At 60.1% G+C, this 19,273-nt stretch carries 17 protein-coding genes; 6 read left to right on the top strand and 11 right to left on the bottom strand.

Annotated elements, in window-relative coordinates; translation table 11 throughout:
• Positions 1 to 14 precede the first annotated feature (14 nt).
• The 5 genes from ACA049_RS22780 to ACA049_RS22800 form a co-directional block, all read right to left on the bottom strand.
• On the bottom strand, positions 15 to 458 hold the full coding sequence (locus tag ACA049_RS22780; protein WP_497330023.1) for a hotdog fold thioesterase: 444 nt from the start codon (positions 456 to 458) through the stop codon (positions 15 to 17).
• A gap of 32 nt (positions 459 to 490) precedes the next feature.
• Positions 491 to 2,158, bottom strand: a complete 1,668-nt coding sequence (locus ACA049_RS22785) for an AMP-binding protein (RefSeq protein ID WP_497330025.1) — start codon at positions 2,156 to 2,158, stop codon at positions 491 to 493.
• A gap of 181 nt (positions 2,159 to 2,339) precedes the next feature.
• The gene (gene sixA, locus ACA049_RS22790) at positions 2,340 to 2,792 is read right to left on the bottom strand and encodes a phosphohistidine phosphatase SixA (RefSeq protein ID WP_497330027.1); all 453 of its coding nucleotides are present in this window, start codon (positions 2,790 to 2,792) and stop codon (positions 2,340 to 2,342) included.
• A complete protein-coding gene (locus ACA049_RS22795) occupies positions 2,789 to 3,133 on the bottom strand; it encodes a DUF4389 domain-containing protein (protein ID WP_109633920.1) in 345 nt (114 codons plus the stop codon). The genes sixA and ACA049_RS22795 overlap by 4 nt, the downstream gene beginning before the upstream one ends.
• Positions 3,134 to 3,156: 23 nt before the next feature.
• On the bottom strand, positions 3,157 to 4,182 hold the full coding sequence (locus ACA049_RS22800; protein WP_497330029.1) for an NAD(P)H-dependent glycerol-3-phosphate dehydrogenase: 1,026 nt from the start codon (positions 4,180 to 4,182) through the stop codon (positions 3,157 to 3,159).
• A gap of 196 nt (positions 4,183 to 4,378) precedes the next feature.
• Between ACA049_RS22800 and ACA049_RS22805 the strand changes: the two genes are divergently transcribed.
• The 6 genes from ACA049_RS22805 (at position 4,379) to ACA049_RS22830 (ending at position 11,895) form a co-directional block, all read left to right on the top strand.
• Positions 4,379 to 6,502: a TonB-dependent receptor plug domain-containing protein gene (locus tag ACA049_RS22805; protein WP_497330031.1), complete on the top strand. Its 2,124-nt coding sequence runs from the start codon at positions 4,379 to 4,381 to the stop codon at positions 6,500 to 6,502.
• The gene (locus ACA049_RS22810) at positions 6,503 to 7,435 is read left to right on the top strand and encodes an ABC transporter substrate-binding protein (protein ID WP_497330033.1); all 933 of its coding nucleotides are present in this window, start codon (positions 6,503 to 6,505) and stop codon (positions 7,433 to 7,435) included.
• A complete protein-coding gene (locus tag ACA049_RS22815) occupies positions 7,432 to 9,333 on the top strand; it encodes an ATP-binding protein (RefSeq protein WP_497330035.1) in 1,902 nt (633 codons plus the stop codon). Before ACA049_RS22810 ends, ACA049_RS22815 begins: the two co-directional genes overlap by 4 nt.
• A gap of 248 nt (positions 9,334 to 9,581) precedes the next feature.
• Positions 9,582 to 10,097, top strand: coding sequence for a 3-hydroxyacyl-[acyl-carrier-protein] dehydratase FabA (fabA, locus tag ACA049_RS22820; RefSeq protein WP_008148022.1), 516 nt, complete (start codon positions 9,582 to 9,584; stop codon positions 10,095 to 10,097).
• A gap of 11 nt (positions 10,098 to 10,108) precedes the next feature.
• Complete coding sequence (gene fabB, locus ACA049_RS22825) at positions 10,109 to 11,329, top strand: beta-ketoacyl-ACP synthase I (RefSeq protein WP_461955223.1); 1,221 nt, start codon at positions 10,109 to 10,111, stop codon at positions 11,327 to 11,329.
• A 377-nt stretch (positions 11,330 to 11,706) separates the two neighbouring features.
• Entirely contained in the window at positions 11,707 to 11,895 is a 189-nt protein-coding gene (locus ACA049_RS22830; RefSeq protein WP_497330037.1) for a hypothetical protein, read from the top strand.
• A 70-nt stretch (positions 11,896 to 11,965) separates the two neighbouring features.
• Here the strand turns inward: ACA049_RS22830 and ACA049_RS22835 are convergent, their stop codons facing one another.
• The 6 genes from ACA049_RS22835 to ACA049_RS22860 form a co-directional block, all read right to left on the bottom strand.
• A complete protein-coding gene (locus ACA049_RS22835) occupies positions 11,966 to 12,508 on the bottom strand; it encodes a DUF2058 domain-containing protein (protein ID WP_497330039.1) in 543 nt (180 codons plus the stop codon).
• A 28-nt stretch (positions 12,509 to 12,536) separates the two neighbouring features.
• Positions 12,537 to 13,370 (bottom strand): nucleoside triphosphate pyrophosphohydrolase, encoded by an 834-nt coding sequence (gene mazG / locus ACA049_RS22840; protein WP_497330041.1) that lies wholly within the window; start codon positions 13,368 to 13,370, stop codon positions 12,537 to 12,539.
• A gap of 116 nt (positions 13,371 to 13,486) precedes the next feature.
• Entirely contained in the window at positions 13,487 to 15,730 is a 2,244-nt protein-coding gene (gene relA / locus ACA049_RS22845; RefSeq protein WP_497330043.1) for a GTP diphosphokinase, read from the bottom strand.
• A gap of 122 nt (positions 15,731 to 15,852) precedes the next feature.
• Complete coding sequence (rlmD, locus tag ACA049_RS22850) at positions 15,853 to 17,205, bottom strand: 23S rRNA (uracil(1939)-C(5))-methyltransferase RlmD (protein ID WP_497330045.1); 1,353 nt, start codon at positions 17,203 to 17,205, stop codon at positions 15,853 to 15,855.
• Entirely contained in the window at positions 17,205 to 18,107 is a 903-nt protein-coding gene (gene cysM, locus ACA049_RS22855) for a cysteine synthase CysM (RefSeq protein WP_497330047.1), read from the bottom strand. Before cysM ends, rlmD begins: the two co-directional genes overlap by 1 nt.
• Positions 18,108 to 18,214: 107 nt before the next feature.
• Positions 18,215 to 19,237 carry a PDDEXK nuclease domain-containing protein gene (locus tag ACA049_RS22860; protein WP_497330049.1) on the bottom strand — a complete coding sequence of 341 codons (1,023 nt, stop codon included), beginning with the start codon at positions 19,235 to 19,237 and terminating at the stop codon, positions 18,215 to 18,217.
• Positions 19,238 to 19,273 lie beyond the last annotated feature (36 nt).

The following is a 19,273-nucleotide window of genomic DNA, read 5'->3' on the forward strand; positions in this document are numbered from 1 at the left end:
TTGATCTTGAAACATCAACGCCCCGGCGGATTCTCCCCCAACGGCACAACCGCCATGGTCAACCGCGACACACAACTGGCCTTGCCCTCATCGCTACTCAAGCGAATATCCCAGACATGGGTCGTGCGCCCGATGTGAATCGGCTTGGCCACCGCCGTCACCCGGCCGCTGCGCAATCCACGCAAATGGTTGGCGTTGATTTCCAGACCCACGCAATAGAACTTGCTGGCATCGATGCACAGGTAACTGGCCATGGAACCGACCGTCTCGGCCAGCACCACCGAGGCGCCGCCGTGCAGCAAACCGTAAGGCTGATGCGTACGGTGGTCGATGACCATGCTCGCGGTCAGGGACTCTTCATCAAAGGCTTCGAAGCGAATATCCAGCACTTCGCCGATGGTGTTTTTCTGGATTGCGTTCAACTGCTCGACGTTGGGAGTGGTACGCCACAGACTCATCGTTGCTTTCCTTTGTTGGTTTTATTCGTGGCTCAATCCTGCCACAGCACCGCCTCGCTGCGCTCGCTCCATTCTTCGAAGCGAGCGCCGTACGCCGCTTCGATCACGTTGCGCTTGATCTTCAGGGTCGGCGTCAGGAAGCCGTTTTCCACCGCCCAACTGTCCTTGACCACCACTAACCGGCGCAAGCGTTCGTGTTTGTCGAGTACGCCATTGACCTCCTCCAGGAGTTTTTCCAGGCTTGAATGCAGCCCTGCCCGCGCCGTTCCGCCAGCGTCCTGCTGACCGGCGGCCGACAGCACGCACAACCCCAGCGGTGCAATCAGACCATCGCCGACCACGCACACCTGTTCGATTCGCGAATGCACCGCCAGCCGGTTTTCGATCGGTGCAGGGGCGACGTATTTGCCTTTGCTGGTCTTGAAGATTTCCTTCAACCGCCCGGTCAGGCGCAGGTTGCCTTCGGCATCTTGCTCGCCCTTGTCACCGGTGTGCAGGAAGCCGTCCTCGGTGATGGTTTCAGCGGTTTTCTCGGGCTCCTTGAAATACCCGAGCATGGTCGCACCGCTGCGTACCATGACTTCGCCGGAGTCGGCGATCCGCACTTCAACTTCCGGGCAAGGCTTGCCGATCCAGCCGGGTTTGTTCTCCCCGGGGCGGCCGATGTGGGAATAACCGCAGCTCTCGGTCATGCCGTAGACCTCCAGCACATCCAGCCCCAGTTTGCGGTACCACAGCAACAAGGTCTGCGGCACGGGCGCGGCCCCGGACAACGCCACGCGCAACGCATCCAGCCCCAACCCGGCGAGTACTTTGTGCCCGACCCGCTTGCCGATGAAGGGCAGGCCGAGCAAAAAGTCGAGGCGTTTTGCCGGGATCTTGCTGTACACGCCCATCTGGAATTTAGTCCAGATCCGCGGCACGCCAAACAATGCGGTCGGCCGCGCACGCTGCAAATCGGTGAGGAAGGTGTCGAGGCTTTCGGCAAAGAACACAGTTTGCCCGGTGTAGATCGACGCCAGCTCGACGAACATCCGTTCGGCGACGTGGCACAGCGGCAGATAAGACAGCAGTCGGTCCGACTCGTTGAGGCCGAACAACTGCGTGCCGCGCGTGGTGGCGAAACCCAGATTGCCGAAGCTGTGCATCACGCCTTTGGGCAGCCCGGTGGTGCCGGAGGTGTAAATGATGGTCGCCAGTTGATCGGCGGCGGGTTTGGGGTCGTCCTGGATCGGTGAGCTGCGCTGCAGGTCGGCCCAGCTGAAATCGAAAGTGCCGGGCGGATGCAGTGGCAGGCTGATGGTCGGCAGATCGGCGCTGACCCCGCGAGACATGCCCGGCCAGTCATCGAGCTTGCCGATAAACGCCAGCGCGGCTTCAGAGTGTTCGAGCACTTGCGCCACGGATTCGGCGGTGAGGTTCGGGTACAGCGGCACAGAAACGTGCCCGGCCATCCAGATCGCCAGGTCGGCGATGATCCAGTGGGCGCAGTTTTTCGAGATCAGGGCGATGTGGCTGCCTTGGGGCAGTTCGCGGGCCCGCAGCCAGTGCGCAGCGCAGCGCGCCTGATGGCCGACATCGGCCCAGGTCAGGGTTTCGACCTGTCCGCCGCCGGTAGGCTGGACCAGAAACCGTTGGCGGGGATGACGGGCTTCACGCTCGTAAAAGACGTCCAGCGGCAAACGAAAAGCAGCAGACATGCGACTCGCTCCTTTATTTTTGGTCTGGAGCAAGCGTAGTCAACCAAGCGGTTGCTTGGTTGATTATTTATTGCAAAACAAGATCAAAAGATCGCAGCCTCGTTGCACTCGACAGCTCCTACAGGTGTAAGCGAAACCCTGTAGGAGCTGTCGAGTGCAACGAGGCTGCGATCTTTCGCCTTCAAGGATGTTTGATGCCGTTGAGCTTCATCGATCCAATCAACAGTTCATTGCCCTCTAGCTCGGCCAGACCGGCAGTACTGACCTTTTCCGGTGGATATCCGGCGCCATGCTGCAGATAGCTGAGCAAGTTACCCACCAGCGGATTGTGGCTGACCAAAAGGACGTTACTCACTGACACCAACTGCTCGGCCACCTTGTCCGGGTCGATTCCCGGGGTAAGCCACTCCACAGTGCGAATCTCCGGTTCGAAACCCAATGCTTCACGGACTAGTTGCGCAGTCTGCTGCGCTCGCAGAAACGGGCTGGCATAGATCGCAGTGATGGGTTGCCCAATCAGCTCGGCTGCGCTGCGCAGCACTTCTTCGCAACCGTGGGGAGTCAATGCTCGCTCGGAGTCTGGGCGCGAGCCGTAAGGTTCAGCTTCACCATGACGCAATACCCAGAGTTTCATAGTTTCGGCTCCTCATCTCGGGCCGGATGCGGCGCTGGCGGCACGGCGTGCGGCGCTTCGCCTTCCGGAGTACGCGGCGTCGGCCAGTCGGCGAACGGCCAGGGTTTCTGGTCGCTGTGGAAGGTGCCGAAACGACCGATCTGCGCCAGGAACTGGCTCAGGCTGTCGCCGAAGTTCATCAGGCTGGCGCTCGGGGCGCCATAAATCAAACGATAGATCAGTTGCACCAGCACCACCGCGCCGAGGATGAACTGCGCCACTTGCCAGACCAGCAAGAAGACGATCATCCATAACACCCGCAGCAGAATGGACTCGTAGGTGGGCTCTTTCGGATCGTTCATGTGCATCTCCCTGGAAAGCGTGATCAGTTGAAACCGCTGGTAGAAATGAAGTCCACATCGGTTTTGGGTTCGCCGCGCATCAACAGTTCAATCACTTGATTGAGCGTGCGCCCTTCGAACAGGATCGCGTGCAACCCGGCGACCAGCGGCATATAGACGCCCACTTCCTGAGCCTTGGCCTTGAGCACCTTCAGCGTGTTCACACCTTCGGCAACTTCGCCCAGACGGGTGACGGCATCTTCAAGGCTCAACCCCTGGCCGAGGGCAAACCCGACCTGGTAGTTACGGCTTTTCGGCGACGAACACGTGACGATCAAGTCGCCCACGCCCGCCAGCCCCAGGAAGGTCATCGGGTTGGCGCCCTGATTCACCGCGAAGCGGGTCATTTCCGCCAATGCGCGGGTAATCAGCATGCTCTTGGTGTTTTCGCCCATGCCCAGCGCCACCGCCATGCCGGCGATGATCGCGTACACATTTTTCAGTGCCCCGCCCAACTCCACGCCGAAGCGGTCGGCGCTGGCGTACACCCGGAAGGTGCGACCGTGCAGCGCTTCCTGAACCCGTTGGCAGAGCTCTTCGTCTTCGCTGGCGACCACGGTGGCGGTCAGCGCGTGTTCGGCGATTTCACGGGCCAGGTTCGGCCCGGACAGCACGCCGATGCGCGCTTGCGGGGCGATTTCCTCGAGGATTTCGCTCATCAGCTTGAAGGTGTGGGCTTCGATGCCTTTGGTCAGGCTGACCAGCAATTTGCCGCTCAAACGGTCGGCGTGCGGAACCAGTACCGAGCGCAGCGCGCTGGACGGCAGCGCGACAAAGCACAGGTCGCAGGCGTCCAGGGTCGCTTGCAAGTCGGTCACCGGCTCTACCGCCGGAAGAATCTTGATGCCTTTAAGGTAACGCGGGTTCTCGCGATTGACCCGAATGGACTCGGCCTGTTCGGGGTCTCGCATCCACTGCCGGACCTGATGGCCGTTCTCGGCCAACAGATTAGCCACGGCGGTACCAAAACTTCCGCCTCCCAGGACCGCAATTGGGCGCTGTTCAGTCATATGCAATCCGTTAATCCATACCAGTGGCGATGTCGGCATTATACGGAGCGTCCCAGTGGCGGCCAGCCCCCGTATCAATTACCGGCACTTGTAGGAAGAAGACCAATAAATCCTAGGAAAATGCCGGCATCGTGAATGGAAAAGTCGATCAGCTCGGTTAACATGCGCGCCAACTAATCGCTATCAAGGATGTTTCGTGTCGTTTGGCTCTCCTTCACCTCGCTCGCCGCTGGTTCTGGCACTGCTTTTCAGCTCGCCATTGCTGGCCGACGACTTGTTCCTCGACAACGAACCGCTGCCGCAAGTGCTCACGGCCACCCGCCTGAAGCAGTCGCCGGCCGCCGTCCCAGGGAGCATGACGGTGATCGACAGCGAACTGATCAACGCCAGTGGCGCACGAGACATCAGCGAATTGCTGCGGCTGGTGCCGGGCATGATGGTCGGCAATATCAGCGGCAACCAGGCGGCCGTGAACTACCACGGCACCAACGCTACGGAAGCGCGGCGCATGCAGGTGCTGATCGATGGCCGCTCGGTGTACCGCGCCGGCCTGGCCACGGTGGACTGGAGTGATATTCCGGTGGCCATGGAAGACATCGAGCGCATCGAGGTTTTCCGCGGCCCCAACACCGTCAGCTACGGCGCCAATGCGCTGATGGCGGTGGTCAACATCATCACCCGCAACCCGGCCGACAGCCACGGCACGCGGATGAAGGTCACCCGTGGCCAGCGCGGCATCAACGATTTTTATGCCAGCCAGGGCACGGGTTGGGACGGCGGCGACCTGCGTCTGTCGTTGTCCGGCCAGGAAGATGACGGCTTCGACACCAACCGATTCGGTGCCGATTACCGCGACAGCCGACGCTTGAACCGCTTTAACCTCGCCGTCAGTCAGACGCTGAGTGAAAACCAGAGCATCGACTGGCAGTTGAACGCCAAGGACGGCACCAACCAGCGGCCTTATACCTACCGCCCGGTGTTCTCCGGGATTACCGCTGCCGGGAACAATTCCGACGTCATCGCCAAGGACTACGCCGGTTCGTTGCGCTGGAACCTGGACATCAATCCTGATCACAGCCTTTATATCCAGGGTTCGGCCCAGCACTGGGACCGTCAGCAGACCTGGCGTGCCTGCGATGCCGAGGTTTCGTTCAGCCCCGAACTGACCGAACTCTGGCAGCTCAACCCGAACTACACCGAACGCCTGGCGCGCAACATGGAACGCTTTACCGGCCCTGGCGCACCAGCGGGCACGGCGACTGAACGAGCGCTGGGCAATCAAGTGCTGGCGCAATGGCGCAACGGCGCCCGACAAACCCTCTGTGGCGACATCGACCAGAGCGCCCGTGAGTCGCGTTACGACCTCGAACTGCAGGACACCCTCAGCCTGTCCGACAGTCTGCGACTGGTCAGCGGCATGAACTATCGTTACGACCGGGCAGATTCCGAGACCTACTTCAATGGCACGCTCGACGACACCACCTGGCGGGCATTCGGCCAACTCGAGTGGCGCGCCACCGAGCACTGGTTGCTGCAGGGCGGAGCCATGTTCGAAGACACGCAATTGACCGGCAACTCGCTGACCCCGCGCGTGGCGGTCAATTACTTGATCAACCCGCGCCACGGCCTACGCGCGGTGTACTCGGAAGCGATCCGCTCACCGGACATGTTCGAGAACAACGTCAACTGGAGTTACCAGGTCACCAACCTGAGACCCAGTGCCTATGGCCAGACCAGCGCCCGGTATTTCGTCAAGACCCGCGGCCCCGGCGACCTCGAACAAGAACGCATGCACTCGCGCGAACTGGGCTACAACGGCTACTTCGCGGAGCTTGGGCTGACGGTCGATGTGAAACTGTTCTACGACGAAATCAGCGGCATGATCAGCGAGCCGCTGCGCAACAATCAGTACATCGCCAGCAACTCCAACAGCTCGCGTTTCAAGGGCACGGAAACCCAGCTGGACTGGCGCCTGAGCAGTGCCGACCGGCTGCGCCTGACCTACGCCTACGTCGATGCCGAGGCGAGCAATCCTCAGGATGAGCTACTGACGGCGCGCAACAGCGGCTCCGCCGGTTGGCTGCGCAATTGGGGCCACGGCTGGAACAGCGCCCTCTTCTATTACGGTGACGACGCCCTCAACGGCTACCGCTTCGAACGCGTCGACACGCGCATCGCCAAACGTATCGGCCTGGGCAAGGCCAGCCTGGAACTGGCCGGCGTGCTCCAGCAACGCCTCGACGATCAACCCACCACTTTCGTCGACAACAATTACGACGAGCGTCGGGTGCTCTACTTCAGCGCGGAGCTGACGTTTTAAATGCTGAATCGCCTGTCACGGAAGTCGCCAACCCTTGGCCGCCTGCTGGCAGGGTTGTGCCTGGTGTTTAGCAGCCTGCTTGCCAGCCTGCCGACACACGCTGCCGACATTCTGCTGACCGGCGCCGAAGACAGCCCCGGCGTGCAATCCTTTGCGCAGGCGCTGAGCGAACTGCGCCCCATGGATAACGTGCGCTTCCAGCCACTGGCGAGCCTGCCGGCACCCGGCAAGCTAGCGGCCGACACCCGTTTGATTCTGCTGGATTTGCCGAGCCTCGACTGGCGCCTGCAAGAGGCCCAAGGCCCGGCGACATTGGTGCTGCGCATCAGCCGCCTGCAAGCCCGGCAACGCTTTGGCACGAGCCTGCCGTCGCACCTGAGTTTGCTCTGGAGCGACCCGCCACTGGATCGGCAATTGCGCCTGACCCAATTGATCCTGCCCCAGGCCCGTCGGGTTGGCGTGCTGTTTGACAGTCACAGCGAATTCCTTCTGGAAGAACTGCATCAGGCCGCCCGGCCCCTGGGCCTTGAAGTGGTCACGGAGCGCTGGGACAACACCAACGACAGCCGCCCCTTGCAGACGTTGCTGAAAAACAGCGACGTGCTGCTGGGCCTGGACGATCCCGATTTGTACAACCCGAAAACCGCGAAGAACCTGTTGCTGAGCAGCTATGCGCGGCAACTGGCGCTGGTCGGTCCCAACGCAGCCTTCGTCAAGGCCGGCAGCCTCGCCAGCACCTACAGCGATCAGAGTGATTGGCTGGCGGTACTCGACGAATTGCTCGACCGCCCCACCGCGAGTTGGCCACGGATGCTCTACCCACAGCACTTCAAAGTCTTGAGTAACCCGCAAGTGGCTCGTTCATTAGGTATTGAACAGATGAATGATGCATCTGTCGCAACACAGTTGGCCGAAGGAGAAAGCCGCCCATGACCTTCCGTCGCGGATGGGACATCAATACCCGCACGCAGATCATCAGTCTCGGTCCCGCCCTGTTGCTGACGTTGCTGTTGATCAGTTTCTTCACCTTCGTGCGGATCCAGGACCTGCGCCAGGAGCTGAACCACACCGGCCAGCTGATCGCCAACCAACTGGCGCCCGCCACGGAATACGGGGTGATCTCGGGCAACAACGAGGTGCTCGAAAGTTTGCTCAAGGCCACGCTGGCCACGCCCAATGTGCGTTTCCTGGAAGTCCAGGACAGTGCCAACCGGATTCTGGTGTACGTCGAGCAACCGTCGGAAACCCATACCCGCTCGCACCAGGTCGAAGTGTTCCAGGCACCGGTGCGGCTGCAACGGATCGCCCTGAACAATGATTTTTTCCAGGGCAGCAAAACCGCCAACACGGCCCCGCCCGAGGACTATCTGGGCCGGGTGATCGTCGGTTTGTCCAATGACGCTTTCAGCCAGCGCCAGCAGGAAATCCTGTTCAAGGCCGGGATTCTCGCGTTGTTCGCGCTGCTGTTTACCTTTCTGGTGGCGCGGCGTCTGGCCGGCAGTCTGTCGCAGCCGATCCGCGACATCGGCCACGCGGTGAAAGCGATACAGGACGGCGACTACAAGACGCCGCTGCCGATTGTCGACGACACCGAGTTGGGCGCCCTGTCGCAACACATCAACAACCTCGCCCAGGGCCTTGAACAGGCCAGCCGTGAACAGCATCAGGCCATGGCGCAATTGATCCAGACCCGCGAAGAAGCGGAAAAGGCCAATAACGCCAAATCCGACTTCCTGGCGATGATGAGCCACGAATTGCGCACGCCGATGAATGGCGTGCTGGGCATGCTGCAACTGCTGGAAACCACTGACATGACCGAGGAGCAGATCGAGTATGCGGCGCTCGCTTCGGAGTCCACCGAACACCTGCTCAAAGTCATCAACGACATTCTCGACTTTTCGCGCATCGAGCGATCGGAACTGGAGCTTGAACACATTCCGTTCAACCTCGCGGACCTGATCAGCAGCTGCGCCCAGTCGTTCCAGCACAGCGCGGCGCAACGCGGGCTGGATCTGGCCCTGGCGATTCCCGAGGACATGCGCGCGTTGCAGGTTCAGGGCGACCCGACGCGGATCCGGCAGATTCTGGTCAACCTCGTCGGCAATGCACTGAAATTCACCGAGCAAGGCCGTGTCAGCATCGAACCGCAGTGGCAGTCACTGGATCACGAACTGCTGTGGTTCACCTGCACCGTGCGTGACAGCGGGATCGGCATCTCGGCCGAAAGCCTGGAATTGATGTTCAATGCGTTCCAGCAGGCTGACAGTTCTATTTCAAGGCGTTACGGCGGCACCGGGTTGGGGTTGCCGATTGCGCGCACCCTGGCCGAGCGGATGGGTGGCACTTTGCGCGCGCAGAGCGAAGAAGGCCTGGGCTCGGTGTTCACCCTGGAAATTCCTTTGGCCCTCTATAAGCAGTCGCTGCCGGAATTGAAGCCACGGACACAGGCTGGCGAAGGCCATGGCGAAGGGCGCAATGTGTTGCTGGTGGAGGACAACCCGGTCAACCAGACCGTCATTGAAGCAATGTTGCGCAGCCTGGGCTTTACTGTCAGCGTTGCGACCGATGGCGCGCAGGCGGTGCGAAGTGCCGAGAGCCTGATTTTCGAAGCGATTCTGATGGATTGCCGACTGCCGATCATCGACGGCTACGAAGCCACCCGCCAGATCCGCCGGTTGCCCGGTTGCGCGGACTTGCCGATCATCGCCCTGACCGCCAATGCGTTGCAGGGCGACCGTGAAGCGTGTTTATCCGCCGGAATGAACGATTATCTGGCCAAGCCGTTCAAACGCACTGATCTGCAGCAAATTCTGCAGCGCTGGGTGCAGTAGTGCAGGCCTTTCGACCATCTGCGACTGGCGTGAAAGGCGAAAGTGCGGCAGTCTTAGGCACCCGAACAGGCCCGAAAAGGGGCTTGAATAATAATTTCAGTGCACAAGTGTACATTCATGTCCTTGGTGCTGTGACTTTCACCACAACGCAATAGTCTATGAGTAGGCTGCTGACTCGAGGCATGAACGCCTCGGTCGGCCGGGAAGATTTGCCCCACCCTGCCGCATGGGACTATTGAGGAGCTCGCATGACCCAACAAAACGCCTTTACTCGGGAAGACCTGCTGCGCTGCAGTCGCGGTGAGCTGTTCGGCCCGGGTAACGCACAACTGCCCGCCCCGAACATGCTGATGGTGGATCGCATCACCCATATCAGTGCCGAGGGTGGCAAGTACGGCAAAGGTGAATTGGTCGCCGAGCTGGATATCACTCCGGACCTGTGGTTTTTCGCCTGCCACTTCGAAGGTGATCCGGTGATGCCAGGCTGCCTGGGCCTCGACGCCATGTGGCAACTGGTCGGCTTCTTCCTTGGCTGGCAAGGTCTGCCGGGCCGCGGCCGTGCGCTGGGTTCGGGCGAAGTGAAATTCTTCGGCCAGGTCCTGCCGACCGCCAAGAAAGTCACCTATAACATTCAGATCAAGCGCGTGTTGAAAGGCAAGCTGAACCTGGCCATTGCCGATGGTTCGGTCAGTGTCGACGGCCGCGAGATCTACACCGCCGAAGGCCTTCGGGTCGGCGTTTTCACCTCCACTGACAACTTCTAAGGGTTATCCGCATGCGCCGCGTCGTTATCACTGGTCTGGGCATCGTATCGTGCCTGGGCAATGACAAAGAGACCGTCTCCGCTAACCTGCGTGCAAGCCGCCCTGGCATCCGGTTCAACCCGGAATATGCCGAAATGGGTCTGCGTAGCCAGGTTTCCGGCTCCATTGACCTTCCCCTCGAAGAGCTGATCGATCGCAAGATCTATCGCTTCGTCGGCCACGCGGCGGCGTACGCCTACCTGGCCATGAAAGACGCCATCGCAGACTCCGGCCTGACCGATGAGCAAGTCTCCAACCCGCGTACCGGCCTGATCGCCGGTTCCGGTGGCGCCTCTACGCTGAACCAGATGGAAGCGCTGGACATCCTGCGCGAGAAAGGCGTGAAGCGCGTTGGCCCATACCGCGTAACGCGGACCATGAGCAGCACCGTTTCCGCTTGCCTGGCCACGCCGTTCAAGATCAAGGGCCTGAACTACTCCATCGCGTCTGCCTGCGCCACCAGTGCTCACTGCATCGGTACCGCCATGGAACAGATCCAGATGGGCAAGCAGGACATCGTGTTCGCCGGCGGCGGTGAAGAAGAGCATTGGAGCCAGTCGTTCCTGTTCGACGCCATGGGCGCACTGTCCAGCCAGTACAACGAAACCCCGGAAAAAGCTTCCCGTGCCTACGACGCCAAGCGTGACGGTTTCGTCATCGCCGGCGGTGGCGGCATGGTCGTGGTCGAAGAGCTGGAACACGCTCTGGCTCGCGGCGCGAAGATCTACGCGGAAATCGTTGGCTACGGCGCGACCTCCGACGGCTACGACATGGTCGCCCCAAGCGGCGAAGGCGCCATCCGCTGCATGCAGATGGCCATGTCCACCGTTGACGCACCGATCGACTACCTGAACACCCACGGCACCTCGACTCCGGTCGGCGACGTCGCGGAAATGAAAGGTGTGCGTGAAGTGTTCGGCGACAAGGCTCCAGCCATCAGCTCCACCAAGAGCCTGTCGGGTCACTCCCTGGGCGCCGCCGGCGTTCATGAAGCGATCTACTGCATGCTGATGATGGAAGGCAACTTCATGGCGGGTTCCGCCAACATCGACGAACTGGACCCGGAAGTGGCTGACATGCCGATCCTGACCAAGACTCGCGAAGACGCCACCATCAACACCGTGATGAGCAACAGCTTCGGCTTCGGTGGCACCAACGCCACTCTGGTACTGAAGCGCTGGCAGGGTAAGTAATACCCCGCCGTTTCGCTGCACACAAAAACGCCCCGACTGGTTCGGGGCGTTTTTTTGTGCCTGAAAATGTTCACTGCAATGCTTTTTGTAGGAGCCAGGCTTGCCGGCGAAGGCGCATTCAAGAACGCCTTCGCCGGCAAGCCTGGCTCCTACAGGTAGCGTGTTCTACCCGCGATATATTCACGGCGAACATGAAGCTTTTGTCATGAAACTCAACGCCCTGCGACCGAATGCCGCGTGTTTGGCGGGCTGCAGGACTTTTGCCGATTTCGCAAAAATTCGTTTCCGAACTCAGTCGTTTACTTAGCAGGCTAACCAAACATATAACAGAGGCCTGCACACGCCTTGCTGCAGATAACAGAGATTGGAGCTAGCAGATGACTGTAAAAGTAACTGAACGCGACGATTCACATAAATCCCATGAAGGTGTAGCCGCCGGTATCCGCATCTGGGATGTCCATCAACAAGACATGCTGGTGGGGATGTTTCACTCCGAGACCGACGCCCACAGCTACAAGGCCGAACTGGAAAAGCAGGAGCAGCAACGAGCGCTCCGATCCGCATAAGCAACTACAGCATTGAAAACGACAAACCCCGCCATGAGCGGGGTTTGTCGTTGTTGCAGTCTTTAAAGGCTTACCACATCAGATCATCAGGGATCTGGTAGGCCGCGTACGGATCGTCCTCGGCCGCGACTTCTTCCTTCTTGACGTTCAGCTGCACGATCCGCTGCGGATCGCGTTCCTGGATCTTCAGGGCCGCCTCACGGGGGATCACTTCGTAACCGCCGGCATGGTGCACGATCGCCAGGAAGCCGTTGCTCAACTGGTTGCGCATCAGCGTGTTGACGGAGATGCGCTTGACCTTCTTGTCGTCAACGAAGTTGTAGTAGTCCTCGGTGGTCAGCTTCGGCAGGCGCGAGACTTCGATCAATTGCTTGATCTGCGCCGCGCGGGCCTTGGCCTCGACTTTCTCCTGTTGCTGACGGTTCAGCTCCTGGTCGCGCTTGACCTTCTCGGCCATGGCTTCCTGGGCTGCACGCTGTTGCGAGTCATCAAGTTCGATCTGGCCTTTGTGGGCCAGGCGTTGCTGCTTCTGCTTCTCTTTGCCGACCTGTTTGGCCTGCTTTTGGTTGACCAGCCCTGCTTTGAGCAACTGGTCGCGAAGGGAAATGCTCATGGTGCTTATTTCTCACTTAGGCCACTGCTCAACCGCAGCTGGGCAAATTCTTTTCCTGACGTTTGGCTTCGCCCCACAAGGCGTCCAACTCTTCGAGGGTGCAATCTTCCATGGGACGGTGGGTGTCGCGCAATGCCTGTTCGATAAAACGGAAGCGTCTTTCGAACTTGCTGTTGGCGCCACGCAGTGCGGTTTCCGGATCGACCTTCAAATGACGCGCCAGATTGACCACGGAAAACAACAGATCACCCACTTCATCGGCAATCGCTGCCGAGTCGTTGTCGGCCATGGCTTCAAGCACTTCATCGAGTTCCTCGCGGACCTTGTCCAGCACCGGCAAGGCGTCCGGCCAGTCGAAACCGACCTGCCCTGCGCGCTTCTGCAGCTTCGCTGAACGGGACAATGCCGGCAGCGTGGCGGGCACGTCATCGAGCAAGGACAGTTGTTCGGGTGCGGCAGATTTCTCGGCGCGCTCTTCAGCCTTGATCTCTTCCCAGCGTTGCTTGACCTGTTCTTCACTCAGACGCGGCACATCCAGCGGCGCGTACAGATCGCCGGTGGGAAACACGTGAGGATGACGACGGATCAGCTTGCGGGTGATGCTGTCGATCACGCCGGCAAATTCGAAGCGCCCTTCTTCCCGGGCCAGCTGGCTGTAATAAACCACCTGGAACAGCAAATCGCCCAGCTCACCCTGCAAGTGATCGAAGTCACCGCGCTCGATGGCATCGGCGACTTCGTAGGCTTCCTCAAGGGTGTGCGGGACGATGGTGGCGTAGGTTTGCTTGATGTCCCACGGGCAGCCGAACTGCGGATCACGCAGACGACTCATCAGGTGCAGTAAATCTTCAAGTGAATACATCAATCAATCTCTACACATTGCACTTGTAGGAGCGAGGCTTGCCCGCGAAGGCGGTGTGTCAGGTATGACGTCTTCGCGGGCAAGCCTCGCTCCTACAGGTATCGGTTGCCATGCCATCACGGGGTTCGGTTACGCCGGGTTTCGATGATGTTCGGCAGCTGGGAAATCCGCCCCAGCAACCGCCCCAGTGCATCCAGCCCCGGAATCTCGATGGTCAGGGACATCAGTGCGGTGTTGTCCTCTTTGTTCGAGCGGGTGTTGACCGCCAGCACGTTGATCCGCTCATTGAGCAGCACTTGCGAGACGTCACGCAGCAGACCGGAACGGTCGTAGGCGCGGATGATGATGTCCACCGGGTAGGTGAGCACCGGCACCGGGCCCCAGCTGACCTGGATGATCCGCTCTGGCTCGCGCCCGCCCAGTTGCAGCACCGAGGCGCAGTCCTGACGGTGAATGCTCACGCCACGGCCCTGGGTGATGTAGCCGACGATGGCATCGCCCGGCAACGGCTGGCAGCAACCGGCCATTTGCGTCATCAGGTTGCCGACGCCCTGGATCTGAATGTCGCCGCGCTTGCCCGGTTTGTAGCCGGTGGCTTTGCGCGGGATCAGTTCCAGTTGCTCGTTGCCGCGTTCCGGTTCGACTAGTTGTTGCGCCAAGTTCACCAGTTGCGCCAGGCGCAAATCGCCGGCGCCCAACGCGGCGTACATGTCCTCGGCGGTCTTCATGTTGGCCTTGTCGGCCAGCTTGTCGAAGTCCACCGCCGGCAAGCCAAGGCGACTGAGTTCGCGTTCGAGCAAGGTTTTACCGGCCGCGACGTTCTGATCGCGGGCCTGCAATTTGAACCAGTGGACGATCTTTGCCCGCGCCCGCGAGGTCGTGATGTAACCCAGGTTCGGGTTCAGCCAGTCGCGGCTCGGAGTGCCGTGCTTGCTGGTGATGATCTCGACTTGCTCACCGGTTTGCAGGCTGTAGTTGAGCGGTACGATCCGCCCGTTGATCTTCGCGCCACGGCAGTTGTGACCGATTTCGGTGTGCACGCGGTAGGCGAAGTCCAGCGGCGTCGCGCCTTTGGGCAAGTCGATGGCGTGGCCGTCCGGGGTGAAGATGTAGACCCGGTCCGGCTCGATATCGACCCGCAATTGTTCAGCCAGACCGCCGATATCGCCCAGCTCTTCATGCCACTCGAGGACCTGACGCAGCCAGGAGATTTTCTCTTCGTAGTGATTGGAACCGGATTTGACGTCGGTGCCCTTGTACTTCCAGTGCGCGCAAACGCCGAGTTCGGCTTCTTCGTGCATGGCATGGGTGCGGATCTGCACTTCCAGCACCTTGCCCTCGGGGCCGATCACCGCAGTATGCAGCGAGCGGTAGCCGTTCTCTTTCGGGTTGGCGATGTAGTCGTCGAATTCTTTCGGGATGTGCCGCCACAAGGTGTGGACGATGCCGAGCGCGGTGTAGCAGTCGCGCATTTCCGGCACCAGCACGCGAACGGCGCGCACGTCGTAGATCTGGCTGAATTCCAGACCCTTGCGCTGCATTTTGCGCCAGATCGAATAGATGTGTTTGGCCCGGCCGCTGATGTCGGCATCGACTCCGGTGGCCTGCAACTCGTCTTTGAGTTGGGTCATCACGTCGGCGATAAAGCGTTCGCGATCCAGCCGTCGCTCGTGGAGCAACTTGGCGATTTGCTTGTACTGATCGGGCTCGAGGTAACGGAAGGACAAATCCTCCAGTTCCCATTTGATATGACCGATACCGAGACGGTGAGCCAGCGGCGCATAGATGTCGAAGACTTCACGGGCAACGCGGTTGCGCTTCTCGTCGTCGGCGGTTTTCACCGCACGGATTGCGCAGGTGCGTTCAGCCAGTTTGATCAGCGCGACGCGAACGTCGTCGACCATGGCCACCAGCATTTTGCGCAGGTTCTCGACCTGGCCCTGGGTGCCCAGCACCAACGATTGACGGGGGCTCAGGCTGGCGCTGATCGCCGCCATGCGCAACACGCCGTCGATGAGTTTGGCGACCACCGGACCGAAGCGCTGGCTGACCGCCGGCAGTTCGATCTGACCTTCGCGCACGCCGCGGTACAAGACCGCCGCGACCAACGAATCCTGATCCAGTTTGAGGTCGGCGAGAATCTCGGCGATCTCAAGGCCCGTGCGGAAACTCGAGGTCCCTTCGGACCATAGATTCTTCGCCGCATTGGCTTGTTGTTCAGACACGCGAGCGAACTCGCACGCTTCCTTCAAGGCTTCGCGATCCAGTGCCAGATCGACACTGACCGCATGATCGAGCCAAGCCTCGAGATTGATACTGCCGTCGGTGTTGATCGGCTGGTGTGCTCTCACCTGTACCATCTTGCTTACCTTCCCTACGACGCAGATTCAATGCGTCAATTCGCTGACCTTCATTGCCCGATGGCCCTCACGGGGCTAATGCGAGAGCGGCACGGGCGGCCAGTCGGACCAGACGAGCCGTCCTAGCTCGCTTCAAATAACGCCATGGCCTCGACATGTGCCGTCTGAGGAAACATATCGAGAATCCCGGCACGTTTTAACCGGTAGCCCTGCTTGATCAATTCGGCCGTATCGCGCGCCAGCGTTGCCGGGTTGCACGACACGTACACCAATCGTTTGGCGCCCAGGGACGCCAGCTTGCGCACGACCTCGAAAGCACCGTCTCGCGGTGGGTCCAAGAGTACCGCACAAAAGCCTTCGCGCGCCCATTCGGCATCGGTCAAAGGCTGGGATAAATCGGCCTGAAAAAACTTCACGTTATGCAGATTATTGCTAGCTGCATTGTCGGCGGCCCGCTCGACCATTGCCTGCACGCCTTCCACCGCCACCACTTCGCGAACGGTTTTGGCCAGGGGCAAAGCAAAGTTACCCAACCCACAGAATAGATCGAGAACCCGCTCCTGCGCCGTCGGCTTCAACCAGTCCAGCGCCTGGGCAATCATCGCTTCGTTGACCCCGGCATTGACCTGGATGAAATCCCCCGGCCGGTACGCCAGGTTCAAGTCCCACGACTCAAGGCGATAACCCAGCGACTGATCGGCCTCGACCGGTTGCGGGGCGCCGTCTCCATGCAGCCACAACTGGGCTTCATGGAATGCGCAGAAATCCTTGAGGATCGTCAGGTCGGCGTCGGACAACGGCGACATGTGCCGCAGCAATACCGCCAACGACGATCCGGCGAACAATTCCACATGCCCCAGCGCCTGAGGTTTGCTCAAGCGACGAAGCATTTCCGGCAAGCGGGTCATGATCGGCTGCAACGGCTGGACCAGCACTGTGCATTCGTTGATGGCAACGATGTCCTGACTGCCCGCCGCGCGGAAGCCGACTTCGAGCTTCTTCGCTTTCATGTCCCAACGCACCGCCACTCGGGCGCGACGGCGATAACCGAATTCCGGACCGCTCAACGGCGCTGCCCATTCCTGGGGTTCGACACCGGCGACCTTGGACAGTTGCTCGGCGAGCATGCGTTGCTTGAGGGCGAGTTGTTCGGTGTGCGGCAGATGTTGCACGCTGCAACCGCCGCAGCGACCGGCATGTGGGCACGGTGCCGGACGACGCAATTCGCTGGCCTGGAACACCCGTTCGGTGCGCGCCTCGACCACTTTGCCGTGGGCGCCCAACACACGCGCCTCGACTTCTTCACCGGCCAATGCGCCGATAACGAACCAGGTGCGACCTTCGAAAAACGCGATACCGCGACCGTCATTGGCCAGGCGCTCGATGCTCAAGCGCTGCTTTTTGCCGGTCGGAATTTGCGGGGCCTTGCTGCCACCGGTGGGTTGGAAGCGCAGGCCTCTCTCTTGCTTGGCCATCAGTTGGGCGCGTCGAAAATGCCGGTCGACAAGTAACGGTCGCCACGGTCGCAGATGATCGCGACGATCACCGCGTTTTCAACTTCTTTGGACAGGCGCAGCATCGCTGCCACGGCACCGCCCGAGGACACGCCACAGAAGATGCCTTCTTCGCGGGCCAGGCGACGGGTCACGTCTTCGGCTTCGCTTTGCGCCATGTCGACGATCCGGTCCACGCGATCGGCCTGGTAGATCTTCGGCAGGTATTCCTGCGGCCAGCGACGGATGCCCGGAATCGCCGAACCTTCCATCGGTTGCAGGCCGATGATCTGCACGTTGTCGTTCTGCTCTTTCAAGTAGCGCGACACGCCCATGATGGTGCCGGTGGTGCCCATCGAACTGACGAAATGGGTGATGGAGCCCTCGGTCTGGCGCCAGATTTCCGGGCCGGTGGTGGTGTAGTGCGCCTCCGGGTTGTCCCCGTTGGCGAACTGATCCAGCACCTTGCCACGGCCTTCGGCTTCCATTCGCTGAGCGAGGTCGCGCGCGCCTTCCATGCCTTCTTCCTGAGTGACCAGAATCAGCTCGGCGCCATAGGCCGTCATCGCGGCTTTACGTTCGGCGCTGGAGTTGTCCGGCATGATCAGGATCATCTTGTAACCCTTGATCGCGGCAGCCATGGCCAGCGCGATACCGGTGTTACCCGAGGTCGCTTCGATCAGCGTATCGCCGGCGTGGATCTGCCCGCGCAATTCAGCGCGGGTAATCATCGACAGCGCCGGCCGGTCCTTGACCGAACCCGCCGGGTTATTCCCTTCGAGCTTGAGCAAAAGGGTATTGCTGGTGGCGCCAGGCAGGCGCTGCAAACGGACCAGCGGAGTGTTGCCGACGCAATCGGCGATGGTTGGGTACTGCAAGGTCATGGCGTATTCGCAATCCAGACTGCGGGGGCGCCTATCATACCGGCAAACGTTCGCAGGCCATATCACGCAAAGTGCGGTGCTTATGGCTTATGGGAATAAGGGGATGTTCAGGGCTGTTCTCCCTGCGCAATATTCAATGCATAGAACTCATGCAACTTGGCTTGCAGTAACTGTTTGTCCGGTAGCTGAACCTGATATTCAGCAATCAACGCTGGCGACAGGCTGCGGTTGAGGGCGTACTCGACCACTTCGTCATCCTTGCTGGCACAGAGCAGCACACCAATGGCCGGGTTTTCGTGGCATTTGCGTTCATTGCGGTCCAACGCTTCCAGATAGAAGTTGAGCTTGCCCAGATACTCCGGTTCGAAACGCCCGACCTTGAGTTCAATGGCCACCAGGCAGTTGAGCCCACGGTGGAAGAACAATAGGTCCAGAGCAAAATCACGCCCTCCAACTTGCAGTGGATATTGGGAGCCGACGAAGCAGAAGTCGCGGCCAAGCTCGATCAGAAATTCCTTGAGGCGCGCCAGCAACCCTTTATGCAGATCCGTTTCGGCATGCCCCCCGGGCAGGTCGAGAAACTCGAGCATGTAGGCGTCACGGAATATCTCAAGTGCCGCCGGGTGAGTTTGTCTCAGCGCTGCTGAGACTTTTGCCGGTTGGGTCATACTGCGCTCGAACAGTGCGGCTTTGAATTGACGCTCTAGTTCGCGCTTCGACCATTTTTCTTGAACCGTCATACGCAAGTAAAACTCCCGCTCTTCTGGGAGTTTGCTCTGGCTGAAGATGACCAGATTGTGAGTCCAAGGTATTTGTCTCACCAGCGGTGAGACTTTTTCGTTGCCCCGGTAAATTTCGTAGAACTGGCGCATGCGGAACAGATTGGGGCGGGTAAAGCCACGCAACCCTGGCTGAGTATTAGCCAGATGCTCCGCAAGTTGACTGATCACAGCGTCACCCCACTCTGCCTGCTCCAGCTTGCGACTGATGTAAGCACCGACCTGCCAATACAGCTCGATCAGTTGGGTATTCACCGCCTGTATAGCCTGCTGTTTGGCACTGTGAATCAGCGCAAGTACCTCATCGAAACGGACATCTGCTGTGTTGCCGGCAACATTGGGTGCATTCATGCCCAACTCCTTGAGGACGAGGAAAAGCGAGAGCTT

The organism is Pseudomonas sp. LBUM1662, assembly GCF_059695915.1.